A 21,523-nucleotide genomic window follows, 5' to 3' on the forward strand; every position below is an offset into this window, starting at 1 on the left:
TATGTCATATATTCTTGATGCGTTGAGAAAATCCGAAGCCGAGCGGCGACAGGGCAAGGCACCAGACCTGGGGCAGCAGGTACAAATGGTCTATCGGCCCAAAAAGAAGCCGTTATCACCCGTTGTCTGGGTGGTTCTGGCGCTGTTGCTCAATGCTGCTGCGATGGCTTACCTGTTCTGGCCAGCGCAGTCGTCAGATCCGCGCCCGGTTGACGACGCGCCAACAGCGGCCCGACATGCGCCATTGGTTGGCGATCCGGATGTCTTGGTGTCCGCACAGGGGCAACCGGGCCGGACGCCTGCGCCGGTTGAGGCTACGCCACAGTCTGAGCCAAGCCAGGAAGTGGTTGCAGCATTTGAGGTGGCAGACGAGCCCCTGGCTGAATCCGGCAATGAAGCTCCCCTGGTGATTGTTCCGGACCAGTCTGTTCGGGAAAGGGTGTTGACGCCGGCAGACTCTCAGGGCAGAGTGCCGCACCTGGTAGAACTACCGCTGTCGTTTCAAAAGAGCGTTCCTGATTTGACCTTCAATAGCCATATCTATTCGTCCGACCCCATGGCCAGCCGGGTCATGATCAACAACCAGTATCTTAGGCCTGGTGACACCTTTGCCAGCCTGGTGGTTGAGCGTATCACCGAAGATGGCGTGATTCTGAGCAAGTCTGGCCAGCGTTTTCGGGTAGGGACGGTGCGTGACTGGGTGAGCCCGAGATAATGGCGCTGACCGACGACGTCAAACAGCAGATTCAGCAGGCTTATCGTGATGTGTTGGCCGGTAAGGACGTTCGCGCCCGCTACGGCCAGCGGCTGATGATCGCGGAGATTGCCCGCTACATGGGTGAAATCACCGACAACGATGGCCAGCGTACCTCGCCCCCGGCAGCCTGCGTGGTGGAAGCTGGCACCGGTACCGGCAAAACCCTGGCGTACCTGATCGCAGCAATACCTGTGGCCAAGGCCCTGGGTAAAACACTGGTCATTTCCACGGCAACCGTGGCGTTGCAGGATCAGATTGTTCTGAAGGACCTTCCCGATCTTCGCAAACACAGCAAACTGGATTTCAGCTGGACCCTTGCCAAGGGGCGGGGCCGTTATCTATGCATGTCCCGCCTGGAGGCCCGGTTACACGACGAGGGCCATGGTGACAGCGACACCATGCCCCTGTTCCTTCTTGATCAGCCCATGGATGACGAGGCAGCCAGCCGAATAACTTTTGAGAAGATGCTGGCGACCTACGGCTCCCGTGAATGGGACGGCGACCGGGACCATTGGCCCGAGCAGATTCCCGATGAGATCTGGCGCCAGGTAACCACCGACCACCGCCAGTGCACCAACCGCCATTGCGCCTACTTCGACAGTTGCGCGTTTTTCGATGCCCGAAAAGACCTGGACGACGCCGATGTGGTGGTGGCCAACCATGATCTGGTGCTGGCCGATCTTGCCCTTGGCGGCGGTGCCATTTTGCCGGAGCCGGAGAACGCGCTGTTCATCTTTGACGAGGCGCATCACCTGCCGGATAAAGCGCTGAATCATTTTGCCGCATCGGTGCCGTTGAACTCCACGCGGCAATGGCTCAAACAGTTATCCCAGGCCCTGGTAAAGATGCAGCCCTGGTTACCTGGCGGCTCCCAGGCGGCCAAAGCGGTTGAGAAAATCAGTACCTCTGGCCGTGACCTGGATCTTGCCCTTGGCAAGGTTTACGAAGAGGTTGAACAGAACACAGGCTGGGAATTCAACGACGAACGGCGCAGCGCCCAGTGGCGTTACCCGGAAGGCGAGCTGCCGGAGGCGGTGGCAGAGCTGGCGGCGGAGACCCGGATTGTTACCGCCGGCCTGGTTCGGCACCTCGGTACCTTGGTGGATGAACTGCAAAGTGCCTTCGATGAGCGTAAAGACCCGGAGCTGGACCGGGACACCGCCGACTCCTGGTATCCGGTGATTGGCGCTTTCCATAGTCGGGCTGAGGAACAGTTACGCCTGTGGACGGCCTGGTGCGAATCCGGGCCAGCTGTTCCGCAAAACGAAGAGCAGGCGGAAGCCGCGCCGGTGGTCCGCAAAGGTCCACCGTCTGCCCGCTGGGCCGTGCGCCAGCGCTGGGACCATGCAGAAGATATTACCCTGTTCAGCTCACCGGTGCTGGCGGACAACCTGTTGTATTCCCGGCTGTGGTCACGAGTCTATGGCGCCGTTCTGACCAGTGCCACACTGACGGCCCTGGGCCGCTTCGACCGTTTACGTTCCCGGGCGGGATTGCCAGAGGCGAGCCGCTATCTGGTGGTGCCCAGTTCCTTCCGTTATGGTGACATGGCCACGGTGGAAGTGCCTGCGATGCCTGCCATGCCAACCGATGATGGCTTTGCTGAGGCGCTGATCAAGCGACTGCCGGATCTCTGGGCTGGTGAGAAAGCCACCCTGGTTCTGTTTACTTCCCGCCGGCAGATGCAGCAGGTGAGGGATGCCCTGGCGCCGGATTACCCTGAGTTGATTCTGACTCAGGATGACATGGCCAAGAACGAGGTGTTGCGGACGCACTGCAGCCGTGTTGATGAAGGGCGACCCAGTGTGCTGTTCGGAGTGGCCAGTTTTGCCGAGGGTATCGACCTGCCTGGAAAGTACCTGCACCACGTGGTGATCACCCGCTTGCCGTTCTCTGTACCGGACGACCCGATCGAAGCCAGTCTGGCGGAGTGGGTTACCCAAAGGGGGGGCAACCCGTTTATGGAAATCACCGTGCCGGATGCCTCTGTCAAGCTGGTTCAGGCGGTGGGGCGGCTGTTGCGCACCGAGCAGGATACCGGGAGGGTAACCATCCTGGACCGCCGTATTGTGGCGCGTCGATACGGCCAATTGCTGCTGGACGCGCTGCCGCCGTTCCGGCGGATCATCGAGCATTAACCCGATACCGTCCATAAAAAAAGAGCCAACCCTCGAGGGATGGCTCTTATCGAAAGGGGTTCAAACGAACCCGGGCGTCGAAACAACGCGGAACAAGAAGTCTGAAGGCCTGAAGTTCAGAATTCCCGGCAAGGCGTTAACCTCACCATGGTTGAATAATAGGGCTTAACGGGGCGTAAACGGATCGTCCAAAGGGCGTAGTGAGGAGGCTTAATTCCCGAAAGGTGTGATGTGGGTCACACTTTTACTCCTGAAGCACTTTCAGTTCCCGTGCCCGGGCCAGGGCCTCGGTGCGGCGGCTAACGCCGAGTTTGCCGTACAGGTTTCGGATATGGGCTTTGACGGTAGCGGGTGCTACCGCCATCCTGGTGGCGATGTCCTTGTTGGCGAGCCCCTGGTTGATCAGTGACAGGACTTCCTGTTCTCTCTGGCTCAGGGGTTCCGCCAGGGCGCCAGTCACCGCCGGGGGGCGTTCAGGCTGGCGTTCGGGCTCGTTGGTGTTAGCGTTACCGGATTGCTGGTCTTTCAGCATGGTCAGCAGATCACGGTTCCAGCGCCCTGGTGTCCTCAGCCGGGGGCAGTCCAGCAGCATGGCCCGCAGGTTCGGACTTTCCTCTGCAAACAGTCTTAAAAAACCCGCGTTTTCGGCACGATCCAGTGCCCGCTCCAGCATGGCCGCGGCTTCATCGGTGCGATGTTCCTGCGCGAGGGCATCCGCGTATACCAGCAGAATCTCCACCAGATGCCGGTTGTGGGCATTTCCCTCCGCTACGGGTATCAGGGCGGACAGGGTTTCCTGCGCTTTCTGGTCATGCCCGAGGGCAACCTGTACCCGAGCCAATGCAATCTGGTTCTGTTCCCGGTTAAGAGGGTTGGTGGCCGGCATTTTCAGTGCCGCCTGCAGGGTGGACATGGCCTTATCACGAAGGTCCAGGGCCAGGTAGCATCGGGCCAGGAGCGCTGAAGCAGCGGGTGGCTCAAACAGGATGTGATCACGGCGTTTATTGCCAACGGTTACAGCGTCCTCCAGCAATTCGATGGCTTCTTCAAGCTTGCCTTGGCTGAACGCAAGATGTCCGCGAACATACTGGATGACCACATGCTGGCCCGGCTCCGTACCTTTTTCCACATGCTCCAGAAGGGGCGAAAGGTAACTGGCGGCCAGTTCCGGTTCATTGCGTTCACGGTAGATCTCGGTTAGCGCACTGTTCTGCCAGCAGGAAATGAGCCGTGGTTGGCTTGGATCTGCAAAATGCTCATCTACCCACTGACGAACGCGGGTGGTGGTTTTCAGGGCCAGTTCAATATCGCCCCGGTTGTACTGAATCCACGCCAGCAGTCCGCCGGAGGACAGCGCGGTGCTGGCTTTGCGTTCTATCTGCCCATAGTGGACCGCGGAGTCCAGTGCTTCCTCGGCTTCGTTGAGTTCCCCCTTGCCGAAGTAGTCGAGGCCAAGGCCGTAATAGGTCACGGATTTCAGCGGTATCTGGATCTGGTCGATGTCTTTGAGCACCTGGCGGGTGAGGTCTGACGCATTCTTCTCGTCATTTCTGCTACGGGCCAGGTAAGAACGCACCAGGGAAATTTCACTGTGGATGGCCAGTGCCCCCTCGGCATCCGGGTGGGAGTCGGCTACCCGGCGGTCGAGCAGATCTTCAACCTCCGCCAGCAGGGGCTCCAGGCCCTCAACGCGGTTGGCGAAGAACAACCCCCATACTTTGAGCATCTGGAGTTGCGGGCTTTCTGCCAGTTGCCTGGGCGGTATGGTATCCAGCCAGTCCAGGACCGGCAGATGGTAGCCACCGTGAATCAGGTTGTTACCATGCTCCGCTAACACTCGGGCAAGGCGCTCAGTGTCGTTCTGGCTGACAATCTGGACAATGCCCTCCTGGACCTGACCATGGCTGAGCAACCAGTCGATGGTTCGTGATTGCAGCTCCAGCGCCCGTTGTGGATTAATGGACTCCACACGCAGCAGCAGTGCTTCGCGAAACAGGTCATGATAGCGGAACCACTGATTATGTTTGTCCAGGGGAATCAGAAACAGGTTAAGCGACAGTAAGTAAGTGAGAATGTCCTGGCTGTCATCGCGTTGGCGAACCGCATTGCACAGCGAACTGGACAGGCGAGGGCAGAATGCGGTGTCCAGCAGGAATGCAGTAAGCTCGTCCGGGAGTTGGTGCAGTACCTCGGTGAGAACATAATCACTGATAAGCGCGCCATCCGGCGTGCCAATCCGTTCGTGTCCAGCGTGACCGGATTCCAGGGCTTCGGTCTTTCCGGCCAGGGCAGACAGTTGCATGGCGGCAACCCAGCCTTCGGTACGTCGGCAAATAGCGCGGATTTCCTGTTCAGACAGGTTCATCGCCATGGTGTCCTGGAAAAAGGCCCTGCATTCATCCTCCGAAAACGCCATCAGGCCCGGATGAATGTCCTGAACCTGGCGCCTGACCCTCCATCGTGCCAGCGGCAGAGGTGGTTCGGTGCGGGAGGCGATGGTGACGAGAATGCCCGGGGGCAGGTAATCCATGCACCAGGCCAACTGGCGGTGAATGGTGTCGTTACTGATGACATGGTAATCATCGAGTACCAGATGCCAGGGATTGCGATCTTCGGCCAAGGCATTGACCAGCCCGGTTATGGTGGCGGTCAGATCGTCACCCTGCTGCCGGGCCAGATACTTTTCACAGTCTTCAATCCCCATAAGCCCGGCGTGCTTGAACGCTCCGATAACGTACTGCCAGAACTGCACCGGTTGGTTGTCATGCTCATCCAGCGAAAGCCAGGCTGTGCTTGTGCTGTTGCGGGCACACCACTGACTGGCAAGAGTGGTTTTGCCAAAGCCGGCTGGTGCCACAATCAGGTTCAGTCTTTTACCCTGCTCCGGCTCCAACAGGGCGTCGAGCCGGTGTCTGCGCACGGCTCTGGGATCGGGTGTTGGCCTGAGAAATTTCGTGGTAAGCAGCATGGTTTCCTGAATTCAGGGTATCGTTGTTACCGGATTGTGTGCTTTGCCACACACAAGTCAAGGGCTGTGTTGGCGCAAGGCGTTGGTAGCGCTGCGAATCCCGGTAATTGGTCTACACTGAATACAGATTAAATCGTATACCCAAAAAGAATGAAAAATTAATTTCTTATGCGTATTATCTGGTAAAAGACTCATCCAGGGAGCGACAGACTCAATGAAACTACAACAGCTGCGTTATATCTGGGAAGTGGCGCACCACGATCTGAATGTCTCCGCCACCGCCCAGAGCCTCTTCACCTCCCAGCCAGGTATCTCCAAACAGATTCGTTTACTGGAAGATGAGTTGGGTTTGGAGGTGTTTGCCCGCAGTGGTAAGCACCTGACCCGCATCACCCCCGGCGGCGAGATTATTATCCGGGAAGCGGGTGAAATACTGCGCCGGGTAGAGGGCATCAAAAAGATTGCCCAGGAGTTCAGCAATCAGCGCAAGGGCGATTTAAGTATTGCCACCACCCACACCCAGGCCCGTTACGCCTTGCCACCGGTGATCAGTGGTTTCATTGAAGAATATCCGGACGTGTCTCTGCATATGCATCAGGGCACGCCGATGCAGATTTCTGAGATGGCGGCCAATGGCGCTGTGGACTTCGCCATCGCCACTGAGGGCATGGACCTGTTTAATGATCTGATCATGATGCCTTGTTATAAGTGGAATCGCTGCGTGATTGTGCCCAAGGATCATCCGCTGGCAAAAGGGCAGGAGCTGACCCTGGAAGAGCTGGCGGAGTATTCCCTGGTGACCTACGTCTTTGGTTTTACCGGCCGGTCCAAGTTGGATGAGGCCTTCCAGTCACGTGGTCTGACACCAAAAGTGGTGTTTACCGCTGCCGATGCCGACGTGATAAAAACCTACGTAAGATTGGGTCTTGGTGTGGGGATTATTGCCAGCATGGCGTTTGATCCAAAAGTGGATACCGATCTGGTATCGCTGGATGCCAGCAAACTGTTCCGGCCTTCCGTCACCCGCATCGGGTTCCGGAAAGGGACCTTCCTGCGTGGTTACATGTACGATTTCATGCACAGGTTTGCGCCACACCTGACCAAAGACATGATCGATAACGTGGTTGCGCATCAGGGCAGTCGCACAGAAATCCAGGAATTGTTCAAGGATATTGAACTGCCGGTTTATTGAAGTTCTGAATAACAGAAAAGCCCGCCGTCAGTGATGACGTGCGGGCTTTTTTTACAGGTGCAAAATGGGTCTAGCCTGATTTGCCGATCAGGTTGCCCGCATGCAAGCCACATTCCTTATGGGTGGCCTCTTCCCACCACCAGCGGCCTTCCCGCTCGTGCTGGCCCGGCAGCACCGGCCTGGTGCAGGGCTGGCAGCCGATGCTGACGAAGCCTTTTTCGTGCAGTGTGTTGTAGGGAGCCTCAGACATCCGGATGTAATCCCAGACCTCTTTCGAGCTCCAGTTCGCGAGCGGGTTGAATTTCACCAGAGTCTTGTTGTCGCTGGAGAAAGCTGAATCAACCTGAACGACCGGTACGTCGTTGCGGGTACCGGGGCTCTGATCCCTGCGTTGCCCGGTAATCCAGGCATCAACGGTTGCCAGTTTCTTGCGCAGAGGGTTGACCTTGCGAATGCCGCAACATTCGGAATGGCCATCTTCGTAGAAGCTGAATAATCCTTTGCGGTTCACCATGTCCTGAACTTCACCGGCATCCGGGAACAGCACTTCAATCTCGATTCCGTAATGCTTTCGCACGCGCTCGATGAACTCGTAGGTTTCCGGGTGCAGCCGGCCTGTGTCCAGGGTAAACACTTGCAGGTTGTCGGTTAACTTGTGGGCCATTTCGATCAGCACCACATCTTCGGCGCCGCTGAATGAAATGGCGATGTTGTCATAGCGTGCCAGCGCCGCCTTGAGGATAGCCCGGGGGCTCTGGCCGTCGAGTTCAGCGCGGAGATTTTCAATATCAGTCATGTTGCTCCAGGGGGCTTTTCCACTGTGCGATCAACGGAGTGAATAAAGGCGTGATCTAACCTGAAATAAAGGCTACCACCAAATGCCTCATAGCTTGAAGGAATGAGCATCTATATCTTTATGCCTCGCTGATAAGGTGATCCATGGGATTCACGATGCATTCCGGCCAGGATTTTCATATCATACGCCCCAGACAACCCGGGCCTTGTTGGCCCGGCCAATTATGACTTTTTCAGGAGACCGTTGTGGAACTCGCATGTCTTGACCTTGAGGGCGTACTGATCCCGGAAATCTGGATCGCATTTGCAGAAAAAACCGGCATTGAGGAGCTCAAGGCAACCACTCGGGATATTCCTGATTACGATGTGCTGATGAAGCAGCGCCTGCGCATCCTGGACGAGCATGGCTATGGTCTGCCGGAGATTCAGGAAGTGATCAGCACTCTGGACCCACTGCCTGGCGCCCGTGGATTCCTGGACTGGCTGCGTGAGCGGTTCCAGGTGGTGATCCTGTCGGATACCTTCTATGAATTCGCTATGCCCCTGATGAAAAAACTGGGTTATCCGGCACTGCTGTGCCACAAGCTCGAAGTGGCTGAGAGTGGTCAGATCACCAACTACCTGCTGCGTCAGCGTGATCCCAAACGTCAGTCCGTTCGTGCTTTCCAGTTGTTGAATTACCGGGTGATTGCTGCCGGTGATTCCTACAATGACACTACCATGCTGGGTCAGGCAGAAGCCGGTATTTTGTTCCATGCACCGCAGAACGTTATTGACGAGTTCCCGCAGTTCCCTGCAGTGCACAATTTCGATGATCTGCGGCAGGAATTCCTGAAGGCCAGCGCTGTTCACCCGGCCTGATCCTTTGGGGCTCTGACTTGCGCTGCCGCAAACCCGGTAGCGCAGGTCAGAGTTTCAGTTGTTCCAGAAACCGCATCAGCGGCTGCACTTTTGCCAGGGTTTCCTGGTATTCGGATTCCGGCTCCGAGTCGGCCACGATGCCACCTCCTCCCCAGCAACTGACTGTCCCGTTCGGTTCGCACAGCAGGGTGCGTATCGCAATACTGCTGTCGAGATGGCCATCAAGACCGTAATAGAACACCGAGCCACAGTAGGGACCCCGCCAGTGGGGCTCCAGTTCGGCAATGATTTCCATGGCGCGGATTTTCGGGGCGCCGGTAATGGAGCCACCGGGGAACGCATCAAATAACGCCTGTAACGGGCTGATGCCAGGTTTCACTTTGGCTCGAATGTGGCTAACCAGGTGATGCACATTGCGGTAGGACTCAAGGGCAAATAACTCATCCACACTGACTGAGCCGGGCAGGGCATGGACGCTGAGGTCGTTACGAAGCAAATCCACAATCATCAGGTTCTCGGCCCGGTCTTTCTCCGAGGCCAGCAGCTCCTGCGCCAGGGCTTCATCCTGTTCAGGGTTCTGGCCCCGGGCACGAGTGCCCTTGATGGGGCTGGTTTCAATCACACCGTCGCGAATGGCCAGGAATCGTTCCGGTGATACTGAGACTACCGCGTTACCCCGAAAGCGGAGAAAAGCTGCATAAGGCGTCGGGTTGGCATCGCTGAGCGCGCTGAAGGCGGCCCAGGGGCTGCCCTGGTAGTGCCCCTCAAACGATTGGGACAGATTGGCCTGGTAGCAGTCACCTGACTGAATGTAATGCCTTACCTGATTGACCCTTTGCCGAAAATTGTCGGGTGTTTGTGTTGGGTTGAAATGGTTGGTTATCAACCAGGGCTCATGATCATCGTTAACAGGGTGGTCAAGCCAATCGACCAGCTTTTTTTCCGTGGAGGCGGGCAGTTGGGGGTGGACCCACAGATAGCATGCGCCGCTTTCCAGGTCCTCACTGGCCGTCCACAGGTAAAGCCCGGCGAAAAACAGCGGGTAGCGGAGGTTCCTGGCCAGCCTGTTCAGCCTTGGTTCTCTGGCATAGCCGAACTCGTAGGCAATGCTGCCAACCCAGCCGCCTGCGAGTGGGCAGGGCACCTCGGCATCGGTGATCCCGGGCTGCCGGTAGGTATCTGCCAGCGCCTCCAGATCACCGGCAAGGGTGGGCGTGTCGATTCGTCTATTCGGCGTGCTATCGATGACGGCCTGCTCCACGGCAAGACAGCTGAAACCCCTGGCTTCGCCACGGCCCCCCGAAGGTGCCTGGCTGCCGAGAAAAATAAAGTCCGGTTGCTGTGAGGCGTGGGCGCACAGTCGGTTGTATTGTTGCCGGGTAACAGGCTGGCAGAGAGGAAAGGCCAAGATACCTCCGTTAAAAATTGGAAGAATGATACACGATGCACAAAACGGCCGTTGTCCGATCAGGACAGGCGCTGATCTAATGGTTATACGGAGCCGATCAGCCCGGGGCGTATTTTACCGGGTTTTGACGCCAATGAACTGAAAATCCATAAAACAAGAACGGAAGTTGTCCTATGTCTCGCTTCAGAAAACACGCACTTGCCGCCACGTTCAGTCTGTTTGCCCTGGGTGCGACGCACTCGTTGGCGGAGGGTTTGCCACAAGACGGTCCCTTGTCTGATGGAAAAATTTCGGAGGATGAGTTGGGTGTGGTTATTCTCAGCGCGCAGCAGCAGCTGATTCGGTTGTCGGAGGCGGCAACGAAAGAATATCAGTCAGCCATCTTGGAACCGGGTGCAAATACGCCGAAAGCCTGGATGCTGATGAAGGATGGTGAAACCGTAAAGCGGATCAATATTGATGCTCAGGCTGTTGGCATGCCTGCGGTCGCACAATTAAAGATGTATCGGGCAGCTATTAAGTCGATTGCCCAGCGAGGACAGATAAACGCTGCGGCGATCCTCTACACCGGTAGGGTGAGTGAGGGGAATGAGACGGAAGTTCTGGTGATAGAGCATGAGCATCGTTTGGGCGTGTCCTCAAACAAGGTGATTGGCTATGAGATTCGTAATGGAGCGATTTCCTGGGCTGAGCCGGTCTCTCAGGAGAAACCGTTTGAATGGTTTTACGAGGGTAAAGGCGGAAAGTCCTGAGCAGAATGCGAACTCATCGATACTTGTTTCCAATTGTAAATGTAACGTAAAAGACTGTGAATGGAGTCACGGACTAGGACTGTAAAACAATCTTAAATGGACCTGTGGAGTAAAGGACTTCACTTAAAAAACTCACACAAGAATAAAATGAGTTTCACAAGGAGATAATAATGAAAGGCCTGAAGAAAATTGCTCTGGCAACTGCCGTTGCCGCTATGCCATTCGCTGCTCACGCTGACCTGAAAGCGCTTGACGATACCGCAATGGGTAACGTTACTGGCCAGGCTGGTGTGACCATCGAACTGGAAACCAAAGTCAGCATCGGTCAGTTCGTGTACACCGATGAAGGTAGCTTCACGGTGAACGATATCGTTCTGGGTGGTTCTGGTGTTGCTGGCGGTCCTGGCTCCGATCTGCTGGACGACCTGTACATCGATATCGATGTAGAGGCTGATGGCGACGCAGTCATCTCCGTTCACTCCATCTCCGGCGCCCCGATCGACTGGGGTATGACAGCCAGCTCCATGGAACTGGTTGCAGCTGATGGCAGCGAGAGCACCACGCTGGTTTCCAACCTGAGTGGCTACGGTGCGTTGGGTCAGCTGGACATTCGTGTTGATACCGCGACTGACACCCTGAACCTGGACGTTGCATTCAACGTGCAGCAGATGGACTTCGATGTTGAATTCCTGGGTGTTGGTATCCGTGACATGGCTATCATGGGTGGTAACTTCTTTGAAGAAGTTGCAGCTAACGGCCAGCCAGTTAGCGCAGCCGGTCTTTTCGCTGTTGCTAACGTAGATGTTTATAAAGGCGATGGTCTTGGTGCATCCACTATGACTGACGTCCTGCGTATCGACATCAACGACATCACCATGGACATGTCCATCGGTGCGATCGAGATTGGCGGCGCTTCCATCGGTTCCATCGCCATGGATAACCTGACCATCTCCGACACTCGTCTGGCTGTTTACGGTCACTAATCTGACCTGAACACCTGAGTAGGTGATGAGCGCCCCGCATTGCGGGGCGTTTTTAGTTGGTTAGAAAAAATCTGGCCTAAATAAAACGGCGACCCGAAGCAGGTCGCCGTTTTATTTTTAAAGATGCGGGCTCTGAATCAGCGGTCGGGCACCTGAATGGACAGGTCGAAGCCGCCACCGGGTCTTGGGGTCAGTTGGATCGGCCCTTCGTTGATGCCGTGGGGAATATCAATACGATCAATGCCCGGCGGATTACCAATACTGAAGTTCAGGTTCTGGCCGTCAAAACCAATTCCCAGTTGGTCGTTAAGAAACGTCTGGGTAAAAGGTTCGTCCGGTATTTGTGGCTGCTGACCGAAAATCAGCTGTGGAATCGTCTCGGCAAAATTGGCCGGGGGTTGGGCCCGGGCCAGCTCCTCAGTGGGTAGCAGCAGGGCCCTGCGCAGGAATTCCTCCTCGGCGCTGCTCAAAGCGTCGGACTTGCCATCTTCCATATAGCGCTGGAGCGCTTCGCGGTAGGCTTCCTCTTCGGCTTCACTCAGAACCGGCTCGCCGGGCGAGATGGTCAGCGCCCTGATAATTCGCTGGCGATCCGCTTCGTTTCTTTGCTGGACCCTTGGCACAACTATGACCGCGGAATCCTGAACATAGGTTTCCACCATCTCATCCGATGTCATCGTCTGAACGCCGGCCATGGCCGGAGAGGAGAGAGTGACGGTGATGGCCGTTGCAAGCAGTGTTGGGCGTGTCATGGCATAGCCTCTTGCGTTACCGGATCAGTTGAGGGGCGCGGCTGAGACTACTCTATTCAGTCAATACGCTTCCTTATCGGAGTATTCGGTTTGTCAGACAGTTTTTCAACCGGAAAGTGCCTGGTCTGTGATCAGAATCCGCAGTTGGGCAGTAAAGCTTTATGGGCGGCCGGGTAATGTGGTTTGATGCATGCCGGTAACGGGTGAACTTTTGAGGAAGAATGCGGCCTGATGGGCATGATAACGCGAAAACTCCGGCAACGATGGCAGCACTGGATTAACCGCAGGGTTCCCCGCGGAGACAGCCAGACATTCAGCCAGAAAAACATCTTCATCCTGCCAACCGGTGCTGGGGTGGTTTTTGGTGTTCTGCTTCTGATCATGCTGATCACCGGCATCAATTACCAGAACAGCCTTATTTACCTGCTGACCTTCATTCTCGGGGCCCTGTTCGTCGGTGCCATGCATCAGACCCATCGCAATCTCTCGGGGCTGACGCTCGCCCTTGTTCAGCCCGGCGAGGGCGAGGCCGGGGATGATGTACCGTTTCGATTTCGGATTACCGCTGGCAAGGATAGCGGGCTTGCCATTGCACTGTCGGTTGTGGATTCAAAGCTGGAAGGTGTCCATGTGCCGGCTGGCCAAGCCTTGGACGTCATTTTGCCCATTCCCTCAGCCCATCGTGGTTACCTTCGGCCAGACAAGGTTCGGATTGAAACCCGTTTCCCATTCGGGTTGCTCAAGGCCTGGTCCTGGTTACGCCCGAGTTCGGCCGGCATAGCCTATCCCAGGCCACTGGTTGCGCCGGAGGTAATCAGCCAGGTGGATGACGGCAGTGAGGCCCGCTCTTCCGCGCCTGTGGCCGGTCAGGATAATGCCGACCTTCGGCCCTGGCGTGAAGGGGATCTTAGCCAGAGGGTCATGTGGAAACGGTTTGCCCGCTCCGGGCAGATGGTGGTTGCCGATTGGGAAGGGGAGCAAGGAAGCCCCCACTGGCTGGATTTCAACGCTTTCCCGGGCGCGGATACTGAACTCAGGCTCAGCTATCTGGCCTGGTTGGTGGCCGACCGGCTACAGAAAGGCGCGAAGTTTGGTTTGAACCTGCCGGGGGAGGTCATCGAACCCGACACCGGCCCAATCCATACAGACCGGTGCCTACGGGCGCTGGCGGTCTGGGGCGAAAAGCCGCCGAGAGAGCAGGATGCATTGCCGTTTGGTACCCGTAAAACCGTGGACGGCGCTACGGCGGGAGGCAGCGTATGAGCCGCCTGGTCGATGTACTCCTTGGTAGAAACCGCCGTTCCGAAGTACCGATAGATGCCATTCCTGGCACTGCGCTACTCTGGCTGATTGGCAGTTTTGCACTGTTACTGTTGCCGCAGTGGAACCGGTTACCCTGGTGGCTGATTGCCGCCTGTGTGGTGCTGGCCGGTTGGCGCTGGCTAGCCCAGAGTGGTCGGGTGCGATTGCCGGGGCGCTGGTTGCGTGCGGGCATTATGCTGGTGTTGATCGGAGTCTACCTGGGCACTGTTCAGGGCCGCTTTACCGTTGATACTGCTGCGTCGTTCTTCGTGTTGGCGGTGGGGCTCAAATGGCTGGAAACCCGCTCCGCCCGTGACTTCTATGTACTGTTTTTTATTCTGGTGTACCTGGCGGCTGTAAACTTCCTGTTCCAGCAGGACATCCTGTGGGCCCTGCTGACGTTTGCGGCCATTGCCTGCCTGCTGGTGGGCCTGCAGATTCTCAATGCCCCGGATTTGCCCGGTTCATTGAAGGCGGGTTGGAAGCGGCTGGGCCTTTTGATGGTGAAAACCCTGCCGGTAGTCGTCCTGTTATTCGTGTTCTTTCCGCGTATGGCGCCGCTGTGGAGCGTCCCACTGGTTTCCGGCGAGGCTCGCAGCGGTATCTCCGATACCATGCGCCCCGGCGATATCTCCAATCTGGCCCAGAGCAGTGAGCGGGCGTTCCGCGTGAGTTTTGGTGGTTCGATTCCGGAGTATCGGGATCGCTATTGGCGAGGGCTGATTCTCGATTATCTTGACGGCGAGACCTGGCGACAGCGCGACCGGGAGCCATTTCAACGCCCGGGCAGGGTGGCGGTGGATGGCGGCATTGGGGCGCTGGCGAGCAACCAGTACGATGTACTGATGGAGCCGACGGACCAACGATGGGCCTTCTCTCTGGAAAATTCCATTGCGGTGTCGGACAACGTGTTTGACGCAGGGGAAGACCTGTTCCGTTTCCGTCGCCCCGCAGACAGCCCGGTGCGCTACCGGTTGGCGGTAGACCCCGGGCAACCCCGGCCGGGTAGTGAGCTCACCCAGGCAGCGCGTCAGCGCTACCTGCAATTGCCTGGCGAAGGGAACCCGCGCGCACGGGCATTAGCCAGTGAGCTGGCGGGCCAGTATTCCCCGGCCCAGGTGGTTAACGAGCTCATGCAGCGATTCCGTAACGAAGAATACTATTACACACTGCGGCCACCGGCGATGCCCAACGATGGTGTGGATACCCTGTTGTTTGAGGAGCAGCGCGGGTTCTGTGCCCATTACGCTGGTGCTGCCACCTTTGTATTCCGGGCTGCTGGTATTCCATCCCGTGTGGTGGTGGGTTACCAGGGTGGAGATGCCGGCGCCGGGGGCGATTATCTCATTGTGCGGCAGTACGATGCCCATGCCTGGGTTGAGGTATGGCTGGAAGGCCGGGGCTGGGTTCGGGTTGATCCAACTGCTGCAATTGCTCCTGATCGTATTGAGTTCGGATTGCGGGAGGCGATGGCCGAAGAGGGCTCCTTCCTGGAGAACAATCTGACCTCTCCCCAGCGGTATGGTGATCTGGCGGTTTTGCAGTGGGCGTCGCTGCAGCTCGACCGAATAAACTACCACTGGCAGCGTTGGGTGGTGGGCTATCAGGGCCAGAGCCAGATGAACCTGATGTCCCGGCTGCCAGGCGGCATTGGCATGAAGGAGCTTGGCTACATTACCGCCGGGCTGGTTGGTTTTGCCCTTCTTGTGGCCGGGTTAGTGTCGGCGCTTTCAATGACCCGGGGAGCCCGTCAGGATGGCTTCAGGCGCGTGGTCGGATCATGGCACCGGCTGTGTGAACAGGCCGGTGTGCCTGTGCGCAGTGGCGAAACTCCGGTGGTGCTGGCGGAGCGCATGGCCGAGGCCCGGCCATCGGTGGCGGAGTCTGCCCGGATCTTTGCCCGGACAGTGAACAGCCATTACTATAGCTCTGCCTCAACCCGTCAGGCTGATGACGATACACGGCGGCTGAGGCGGCTACTGAAAACCATGAAGCGTCAACTCAAACGCAATCAGGAAACCGGATCCCGGATGCCGAAACATGACTGACATCGCACAGGAAATGCCCTGGCTGGCCCGCGCCTGGTCAGCAGTGCAAAGCCGACTGGCACAGGGTCGTTTGCCCCACGCATTGCTGGTAGTGGGTGAGCGTGGCGTAGGAAAGCGCGCCTGGGCCCAGGCAGTGGCCGGATTGCTGTTGTGTGAAGCACCGGCCAAATCAGAGTCCGGCGCGGCGGTGGCGTGTGGCCATTGCAAGCAGTGTGAGCTGATGGCTGCAGGCAGTCATCCGGATCTGCGGGTTTATACCCCGGAAAAATCGCGCATGGTGAAGGTTGACCAGATACGGGCACTCTCCACGTTTGCTGTTGCTTCGCCCCAGGTTGGTCACCACAAGGTCGCGATTGTTGACCGGGCAGATCAATTAAACATCAATGCCGCCAATGCGTTGCTGAAAACCCTGGAAGAGCCGTTGCCGGACGTGACTTTGCTGCTGTTGCAGGAGAGCGGTCGGCCGGTCCTGCCGACCATTCGCTCCCGTTGTCAGGCGCTGACCATACCCTTGCCGACAGCAGAGCAGGGTGGGCAATGGCTGGCTGCCCGCGTGGCTGAGCTGGATGAGGCAAGCCGGCCGGGGGCGGAGACCTTGGCCAAAAGCCTGATGCTGGCGGGCAATGCACCGCGGTTGGCGCTGGACTATGCCCTCGGAGATTTTCTGCCCCTTCGGGACAAGGCCTTTGAAGCATTCCGGCAGTTTATGAAAGGGCAGATCCCGGTTGGCGAAGCGGCTAAATCCTTCAAGGCCCTTGGCCTGGACGATTCGCTCTGGTTATTTGAAAGCTGGGCCGCGGATCTGGCGCGGGCCAGTGTGGGGGGGGCAGTATCTGACCCGGAAGCGGCGGACATGCTTGGCTATCTGGCAAACAACAATCCGCCGTGGCGGGCTCATCAGCTTCTGGACCTGGTCAGGGAAAGTCGCAGTGCCGCGGTATATAATGCCAGCCCGGAACTGGAGGCCAGCCAGCTTCTGATTGCCTGGCGGGAACTGATGCCAAGGAAGCGGAAAGCAAGCTGAGCTTTCTTCAATTTCAGCTGCTATGATTGTGAAATGTCAGGAAATTCCTGAAGCATTGTGGCAATGTTTAACGACACAAGAACTTCCAGCGTAAAAGGTATGTGATATGGGCCCAGGATTTGGCGCACGCAGCGGCATTCTCACCCTGACCATCAAGGACAAAGCGGTTCTGTACGCCGCCTATATGCCCTACATTCGGCAAGGTGGTCTGTTCATTCCTACCCAGAAGCAATATCAACTCGGAGACGAGGTGTTTTTGCTGCTCAACCTGATGGACGAGCCGGAGAAAATTCCGGTTGCAGGCAAAGTGGTGTGGATTACCCCGAAGGGTGCTCAGGGTAACCGTGCAGCAGGCATCGGTGTCCAGTTTAACGGTGACGATGAATCCGCAAGGACCAAGATCGAGTCTTACCTGGCAGGCTCGCTGAGCTCTGATCGCCCAACGCACACCATGTAGGACTCGCCTTGCATGACTGACACTGTGTTACCCGGCAGTGGGCACGACATTCCGGCCGGCTGCCGGGAGGCACGCTGGCCGCTCGATAACCTGACCCTTGCCGGCCTGACCTGGCATACGGACCCCTCGCACGAAGTTCGCTCCCCCATACTTATGGTGCACGGCTGGCTTGATAACGCCATGACATTCGCCCGGTTGGCGCCAGCGCTGGCCTCCGATGCCAGTGTTCACGCAATCGACATGGCTGGTCATGGCCACTCGGGGCATCGACCACCGGGCTATGGTTACTGGCTGATGGACTATGTGGCAGACCTCAGTGAATTGATTGACCATCATTTCCCGGAAAGCGAACGGTACCCCCTTGATCTGGTGGGCCATTCGCTGGGTGGTATCGTTTGTGCCCTGTATGCGGCAGCTTTCCCTGAGCGGGTGAGGCGGCTGGTGATGATTGACAGCCTGGGTGCCCTGAGTCGCCCCGCCAAGGAAACCATCCCCCAGTTGCGCCGGGCCTTGCAAAAAAAACGGAACGGATCGGCACCTCCGGCGGTCTATCCCGATGTGGCGACGGCGGCGAGGATCCGTGAGGGCGGGCTTAGCCCATTGAGCGCCGAGGCTGCAGCATTGCTGGTGCCCAGAAACATGCGGGCTGAAGGAGATGGCTTTGTCTGGCGCACCGATGCACGGTTAAGGCATCCCACGCCTTTAATGATGACCGAAGAGCAGGTTCATGCCTCGCTGGCCGCCATCCAGACGCCAACCCTGTTCGTAAGAGCGTCGGAAGGGTTGTTGGCCAGCCGTGGCGGATTGGACAAGCGTGCAGAGCTGATACCCGACCTGACGACAGTGGACGTTCCCGGGGGGCATCATTGTCACCTGGATGGTGACACCACGCCGGTTGCACATGCTATAAAAAGGTTTCTATTCAATGAATAATCGTGCTGTTGTAATGAAACTCCGGAGCCTGTTGGCGGCTGCTTTGCTGGCTTGCGGTTCAGTGGCGTCAGCATCGGAGCTTGGCGAGCCATTGGAGAAGTTCGCCCAGTCGAGCCTTCAGTCGGCGCTGGACATTCGGTCGTCCGGACACCTCGTGCTTATGAGCCCGGTTCGCGAAATACGCGGAGAGATCCGCTCGGATGTCATGGCCAGGCTGCCGGTGAACGGCAAGGGTCAGTTATTCGAAATCAACCGGGATGCTAGCCGTAGGGCCGCACAGGAACACTACCGGCGAGAGCTTCAGGCGCGAGGCGGCCAGATCCTTTTTGAATGTTCCGGAGTGGCCTGCGGCCGAAGCAACGTCTGGGCAAACCAGATTTTTGAGCAACCCAGACTCCTCGGCCGGGATCAGGACCAGGACTACTTCGTCGGTGCCGTGGCAGATGTTGATGGCAACCGATGGTTGACCCTGGTGTACACCGTTACCCGTGGCAATCAGCGTGAATATGTGTGGGTTGAACACCTCCAGGTAGCAGCCGGGGCGGACATTCCCGGCTTTCAGGCGTCTGCTGCACGACTGCTGGGCCCCATTATTGTGCCCTGGCAGGGCGGTGTTACCCATCGGTTTGACCTGTCGACTACGGATCGCCGGCGGCTGGGAGAGTGGGCGGCAGAGGAGGGCGCCGAGGTGGTGCTTGCCGCGTTTTCTTCGCTGGAAAATGATGAAACCCTGAATGATTCGATCGCAAGGGCGGAAAGGGCTGCGGGCGCCCTGGCCGACGTGCTGGCGAAATCCGGAGTTTCCCGGGAGCAGGTCCGCACCCTGGCTATCGGGCCGGGGGTTCAGGTAGCGGACCCTAACCGCACGGGTGACCGCATCGAAATCCTGGTAATCAAGAGGTAAGGGAATGTCCGGGGACAACAAGCCAGACAACCAACAGGTCGGCAGTGAGCAAGTGCCTGCGGAGGATGGTGTCAGCAAAGTATTGGCAAGTTCTGACGTATCGCCGGCCGAAGCTCCGGCCAATACTGCACGCAAGCCCTCGCAAACCGGAAACGGCAAAACGGTCGCCTTGACCCTCGGTAGTGGCGGTGCCCGGGGTTACGCCCATATTGGCGCCATTGAGGTACTGCAGGAGCGGGGTTACAACATTATCGCGATCTCGGGCTGTTCCATGGGCGCCCTGATCGGCGGTATGTACGCGGCTGGCAAGATGAAGGAATACAAGGACTGGGTGACCGGGCTTGGCCAGTTCGATGTCCTTAAACTGCTTGACGTTACCTTCACCTCGGTCGGCGCTATTCGGGGAGAGAAGGTCTTCTCGGTGGTCCGTGACATTCTGGGCGATACCCGGATCGAAGACTTGCCCATTGCGTTTACTGCGGTTGCCACCGATCTCCTTGCCCACAAGGAAATCTGGTTTCAGGAAGGGCCGCTGGATCGCGCCATCCGGGCATCCATTGCCATCCCGAGTGTTGTGACGCCTCTGGTGCTGGATGGCAGGGTGCTGGTAGACGGTGCATTGCTGAATCCCCTGCCGATTATCCCGACGATCTCTGCCCACGCCGATTTGATCATGGCCGTCAACCTGAGTGGCGAGGATGAACAGCCAAGGCGAATTCCCGATGCGGCATTTGCCGATGAAGACTCCGGCAGCGATATGGATGAATGGGTCGACGCCATCCGGGATAAAGCCTCCCGTTGGTTTGACTGGGATGCCATTAAATCCCTGACCTCAAGGAAACTCGATACCGGGGAATCTCCCGAAGAAAAGATCACCCGGGAGATGGCGAAAAAGCATAAAGAGAAGGATTTGAAAGCCCGGCATGAGGAGCCCGAGAAAGCCGCTCATCACCAGAAACGGGATGACCACGAGACCATTGACTGGGACAAGCTGGGCATTGGTAAATTTGATGTGATGAACCTGACCATCGAAACCATGCAGAGTGCTCTGGTTCAATACAAGATTGCCGGGTATCCGCCTGATCTCCTGGTTAATATCCCCAAGAATGCCAGCCGAAGTTACGATTATCACAAGGCCCCGGAGCTGATTCAGTTGGGCCGGGAGCGTATGGCTGCCGCACTGGACCGGTTTGAGCAAAGCCGCAGCAGTTCCGGCCCGTTGGCCCTTTAATCTGTGTGTGGGCTGCAGGCCTGTGCTTAATAGGCGTATAATGCCGCGCTACATTAGCCTGACCAGGAAGACGTTTTTGTGACCAGTCCAGTTGACGATCTACACACCATCCGGGACTTTCTGCGCTACGCCGCGTCACGGTTTGCGGCATCGCCGTTGTATTTCGGGCATGGTACCGACAACGTGTGGGATGAAGCCGTGCAGCTGGTTTTACGCAGTGTCCACCTGCCATTGGAAAACAACAATGTGTTCCTGGATGCGCGCCTGGTGCGCACAGAGCGCGAACTGATTGTTGAGCGCATCGAGCGCCGCATTAATGAGCGCGTACCAATCGCCTACCTTCTGGGCGAAGGCTGGTTTATGGGTATGCCGTTCAACATTGATGAGCGGGTGCTGGTTCCCCGGTCGCCGATTGGCGAGCTGCTGGAGAATGGCCTGCAGCCCTGGTTGGGGAGCCAGCCCGTTCAACGGATACTGGATTTGTGCACGGGCAGCGGTTGTATCGGTATCGGCGCGGCCACCGTCTTTGATGAAGCCGAGGTTGATCTGTCTGATATTTCCGAGGCCGCCCTCGAAGTGGCGGACTCAAATATCGAGTTGCATGGCCTGGAAGGTCGGGTTCAGACCATCCGTTCGGACGTGTTTGAGAACATCGAAGGCCGTTACGACGTGATCCTCAGCAATCCGCCCTACGTGGATGCTGAAGACATGGCAGACATGCCTGAAGAGTACCGTCACGAACCCGAGTTGGGTCTGGCCGCGGGTAAAGATGGCCTTGATATCGCTCATCGTATTATTGCCGGGGCTGCGGAGCACCTTACCGAGAACGGTTTGTTAATCGTGGAAGTGGGCAACTCCTGGGGTGCCATGGATGATGCCTATCCGGACCTGCCGCTTACCTGGCTGGAATTTGATAGCGGCGGCGATGGCGTGTTTCTGGTAACGGCTGCTGACCTGCGCGAATGGCAGGTCAGAAACAGTTAAAAAATATTTTGTAAAACCTTTATAAAGTGCTGAA

18 protein-coding genes are annotated in these 21,523 nt (G+C 57.4%); 14 read left to right on the forward strand and 4 right to left on the reverse strand.

Translation table 11 applies throughout. The features are described from left to right. Nucleotide 1 precedes the first annotated feature (1 nt). Nucleotides 2-715 carry a general secretion pathway protein GspB gene (locus tag ABIE59_RS00965; protein ID WP_354443423.1) on the forward strand — a complete coding sequence of 238 codons (714 nt, stop codon included), beginning with the start codon at nucleotides 2-4 and terminating at the stop codon, nucleotides 713-715. Beyond that, a complete protein-coding gene (gene dinG, locus ABIE59_RS00970) occupies nucleotides 715-2,895 on the forward strand; it encodes an ATP-dependent DNA helicase DinG (protein WP_354443424.1) in 2,181 nt (726 codons plus the stop codon). The genes ABIE59_RS00965 and dinG overlap by 1 nt, the downstream gene beginning before the upstream one ends. Before the next feature lie 244 nt (nucleotides 2,896-3,139). Here the strand turns inward: dinG and ABIE59_RS00975 are convergent, their stop codons facing one another. Further along, entirely contained in the window at nucleotides 3,140-5,863 is a 2,724-nt protein-coding gene (locus ABIE59_RS00975; protein ID WP_354443425.1) for a winged helix-turn-helix domain-containing protein, read from the reverse strand. A gap of 214 nt (nucleotides 5,864-6,077) precedes the next feature. On the opposite strand from ABIE59_RS00975, the gene cysB reads away from it, so the two are divergent. Then, nucleotides 6,078-7,055 (forward strand): HTH-type transcriptional regulator CysB, encoded by a 978-nt coding sequence (gene cysB / locus ABIE59_RS00980; RefSeq protein WP_058089688.1) that lies wholly within the window; start codon nucleotides 6,078-6,080, stop codon nucleotides 7,053-7,055. A gap of 70 nt (nucleotides 7,056-7,125) precedes the next feature. Here the strand turns inward: cysB and ABIE59_RS00985 are convergent, their stop codons facing one another. Further along, complete coding sequence (locus ABIE59_RS00985) at nucleotides 7,126-7,851, reverse strand: phosphoadenylyl-sulfate reductase (RefSeq protein WP_061331122.1); 726 nt, start codon at nucleotides 7,849-7,851, stop codon at nucleotides 7,126-7,128. Nucleotides 7,852-8,096: 245 nt separating this feature from the next. Between ABIE59_RS00985 and thrH the strand changes: the two genes are divergently transcribed. Continuing rightward, a complete protein-coding gene (gene thrH / locus ABIE59_RS00990; protein ID WP_354443428.1) occupies nucleotides 8,097-8,711 on the forward strand; it encodes a bifunctional phosphoserine phosphatase/homoserine phosphotransferase ThrH in 615 nt (204 codons plus the stop codon). Nucleotides 8,712-8,757: 46 nt separating this feature from the next. Here thrH and pabB read toward each other — a convergent pair whose 3' ends face one another. After that, a complete protein-coding gene (pabB, locus tag ABIE59_RS00995) occupies nucleotides 8,758-10,119 on the reverse strand; it encodes an aminodeoxychorismate synthase component I (RefSeq protein WP_354443430.1) in 1,362 nt (453 codons plus the stop codon). Between the two features lie 173 nt (nucleotides 10,120-10,292). Here pabB and ABIE59_RS01000 point away from each other — a divergent pair, with 173 nt between their 5' ends. Both ABIE59_RS01000 and ABIE59_RS01005 read left to right on the forward strand, forming a co-directional pair. Then, nucleotides 10,293-10,871, forward strand: coding sequence for a hypothetical protein (locus tag ABIE59_RS01000; RefSeq protein WP_152438074.1), 579 nt, complete (start codon nucleotides 10,293-10,295; stop codon nucleotides 10,869-10,871). 170 nt (nucleotides 10,872-11,041) lie between these two features. After that, nucleotides 11,042-11,854 carry a DUF6160 family protein gene (locus ABIE59_RS01005; protein ID WP_058089693.1) on the forward strand — a complete coding sequence of 271 codons (813 nt, stop codon included), beginning with the start codon at nucleotides 11,042-11,044 and terminating at the stop codon, nucleotides 11,852-11,854. A 137-nt stretch (nucleotides 11,855-11,991) separates the two neighbouring features. On the opposite strand, the gene ABIE59_RS01010 is transcribed toward ABIE59_RS01005, so the two are convergent. Then, nucleotides 11,992-12,606 (reverse strand): hypothetical protein, encoded by a 615-nt coding sequence (locus ABIE59_RS01010; RefSeq protein WP_354443433.1) that lies wholly within the window; start codon nucleotides 12,604-12,606, stop codon nucleotides 11,992-11,994. A gap of 237 nt (nucleotides 12,607-12,843) precedes the next feature. Here ABIE59_RS01010 and ABIE59_RS01015 point away from each other — a divergent pair, with 237 nt between their 5' ends. The 8 genes from ABIE59_RS01015 to prmB all read left to right on the forward strand — a co-directional run bounded on the left by ABIE59_RS01015 (nucleotide 12,844) and on the right by prmB (nucleotide 21,489). After that, nucleotides 12,844-13,869: a DUF58 domain-containing protein gene (locus tag ABIE59_RS01015; protein ID WP_502915311.1), complete on the forward strand. Its 1,026-nt coding sequence runs from the start codon at nucleotides 12,844-12,846 to the stop codon at nucleotides 13,867-13,869. Continuing rightward, on the forward strand, nucleotides 13,866-15,956 hold the full coding sequence (locus ABIE59_RS01020; protein WP_354443437.1) for a transglutaminase TgpA family protein: 2,091 nt from the start codon (nucleotides 13,866-13,868) through the stop codon (nucleotides 15,954-15,956). Before ABIE59_RS01015 ends, ABIE59_RS01020 begins: the two co-directional genes overlap by 4 nt. Next, on the forward strand, nucleotides 15,949-16,980 hold the full coding sequence (holB, locus tag ABIE59_RS01025; protein WP_354443439.1) for a DNA polymerase III subunit delta': 1,032 nt from the start codon (nucleotides 15,949-15,951) through the stop codon (nucleotides 16,978-16,980). Before ABIE59_RS01020 ends, holB begins: the two co-directional genes overlap by 8 nt. Nucleotides 16,981-17,086: 106 nt before the next feature. Next, on the forward strand, nucleotides 17,087-17,437 hold the full coding sequence (locus ABIE59_RS01030) for a PilZ domain-containing protein (protein WP_058089697.1): 351 nt from the start codon (nucleotides 17,087-17,089) through the stop codon (nucleotides 17,435-17,437). Nucleotides 17,438-17,449: 12 nt separating this feature from the next. Beyond that, entirely contained in the window at nucleotides 17,450-18,370 is a 921-nt protein-coding gene (locus ABIE59_RS01035) for an alpha/beta fold hydrolase (protein WP_072677389.1), read from the forward strand. Then, nucleotides 18,363-19,274, forward strand: a complete 912-nt coding sequence (locus tag ABIE59_RS01040; RefSeq protein ID WP_354443442.1) for a DUF4892 domain-containing protein — start codon at nucleotides 18,363-18,365, stop codon at nucleotides 19,272-19,274. Before ABIE59_RS01035 ends, ABIE59_RS01040 begins: the two co-directional genes overlap by 8 nt. A 4-nt stretch (nucleotides 19,275-19,278) precedes the next feature. Beyond that, the gene (locus ABIE59_RS01045; RefSeq protein WP_354443444.1) at nucleotides 19,279-20,505 is read left to right on the forward strand and encodes a patatin-like phospholipase family protein; all 1,227 of its coding nucleotides are present in this window, start codon (nucleotides 19,279-19,281) and stop codon (nucleotides 20,503-20,505) included. Between the two features lie 78 nt (nucleotides 20,506-20,583). Continuing rightward, nucleotides 20,584-21,489 (forward strand): 50S ribosomal protein L3 N(5)-glutamine methyltransferase, encoded by a 906-nt coding sequence (prmB, locus tag ABIE59_RS01050; protein WP_138435593.1) that lies wholly within the window; start codon nucleotides 20,584-20,586, stop codon nucleotides 21,487-21,489. Nucleotides 21,490-21,523: the final 34 nt, after the last annotated feature.

The organism is Marinobacter sp. MBR-99 (assembly GCF_040547575.1).
Classification (GTDB): Bacteria; Pseudomonadota; Gammaproteobacteria; order Pseudomonadales; family Oleiphilaceae; genus Marinobacter.

Bases quoted from the DNA above. Each gene is read 5' to 3' on its own strand.
- ABIE59_RS00965 (WP_354443423.1), top strand. From the start codon at position 2: ATGTCATATATTCTTGATGCGTTGAGAAAATCCGAAGCCGAGCGGCGA.
- dinG (WP_354443424.1), top strand. From the start codon at position 715: ATGGCGCTGACCGACGACGTCAAACAGCAGATTCAGCAGGCTTATCGT.
- ABIE59_RS00975 (WP_354443425.1), bottom strand. From the start codon at position 5,863: ATGCTGCTTACCACGAAATTTCTCAGGCCAACACCCGATCCCAGAGCC.
- cysB (WP_058089688.1), top strand. From the start codon at position 6,078: ATGAAACTACAACAGCTGCGTTATATCTGGGAAGTGGCGCACCACGAT.
- ABIE59_RS00985 (WP_061331122.1), bottom strand. From the start codon at position 7,851: ATGACTGATATTGAAAATCTCCGCGCTGAACTCGACGGCCAGAGCCCC.
- ABIE59_RS01000 (WP_152438074.1), top strand. From the start codon at position 10,293: ATGTCTCGCTTCAGAAAACACGCACTTGCCGCCACGTTCAGTCTGTTT.
- ABIE59_RS01005 (WP_058089693.1), top strand. From the start codon at position 11,042: ATGAAAGGCCTGAAGAAAATTGCTCTGGCAACTGCCGTTGCCGCTATG.
- ABIE59_RS01010 (WP_354443433.1), bottom strand. From the start codon at position 12,606: ATGACACGCCCAACACTGCTTGCAACGGCCATCACCGTCACTCTCTCC.
- ABIE59_RS01015 (WP_502915311.1), top strand. From the start codon at position 12,844: ATGATAACGCGAAAACTCCGGCAACGATGGCAGCACTGGATTAACCGC.
- ABIE59_RS01020 (WP_354443437.1), top strand. From the start codon at position 13,866: ATGAGCCGCCTGGTCGATGTACTCCTTGGTAGAAACCGCCGTTCCGAA.
- holB (WP_354443439.1), top strand. From the start codon at position 15,949: ATGACTGACATCGCACAGGAAATGCCCTGGCTGGCCCGCGCCTGGTCA.
- ABIE59_RS01030 (WP_058089697.1), top strand. From the start codon at position 17,087: ATGGGCCCAGGATTTGGCGCACGCAGCGGCATTCTCACCCTGACCATC.
- ABIE59_RS01035 (WP_072677389.1), top strand. From the start codon at position 17,450: ATGACTGACACTGTGTTACCCGGCAGTGGGCACGACATTCCGGCCGGC.
- ABIE59_RS01040 (WP_354443442.1), top strand. From the start codon at position 18,363: ATGAATAATCGTGCTGTTGTAATGAAACTCCGGAGCCTGTTGGCGGCT.
- ABIE59_RS01045 (WP_354443444.1), top strand. From the start codon at position 19,279: ATGTCCGGGGACAACAAGCCAGACAACCAACAGGTCGGCAGTGAGCAA.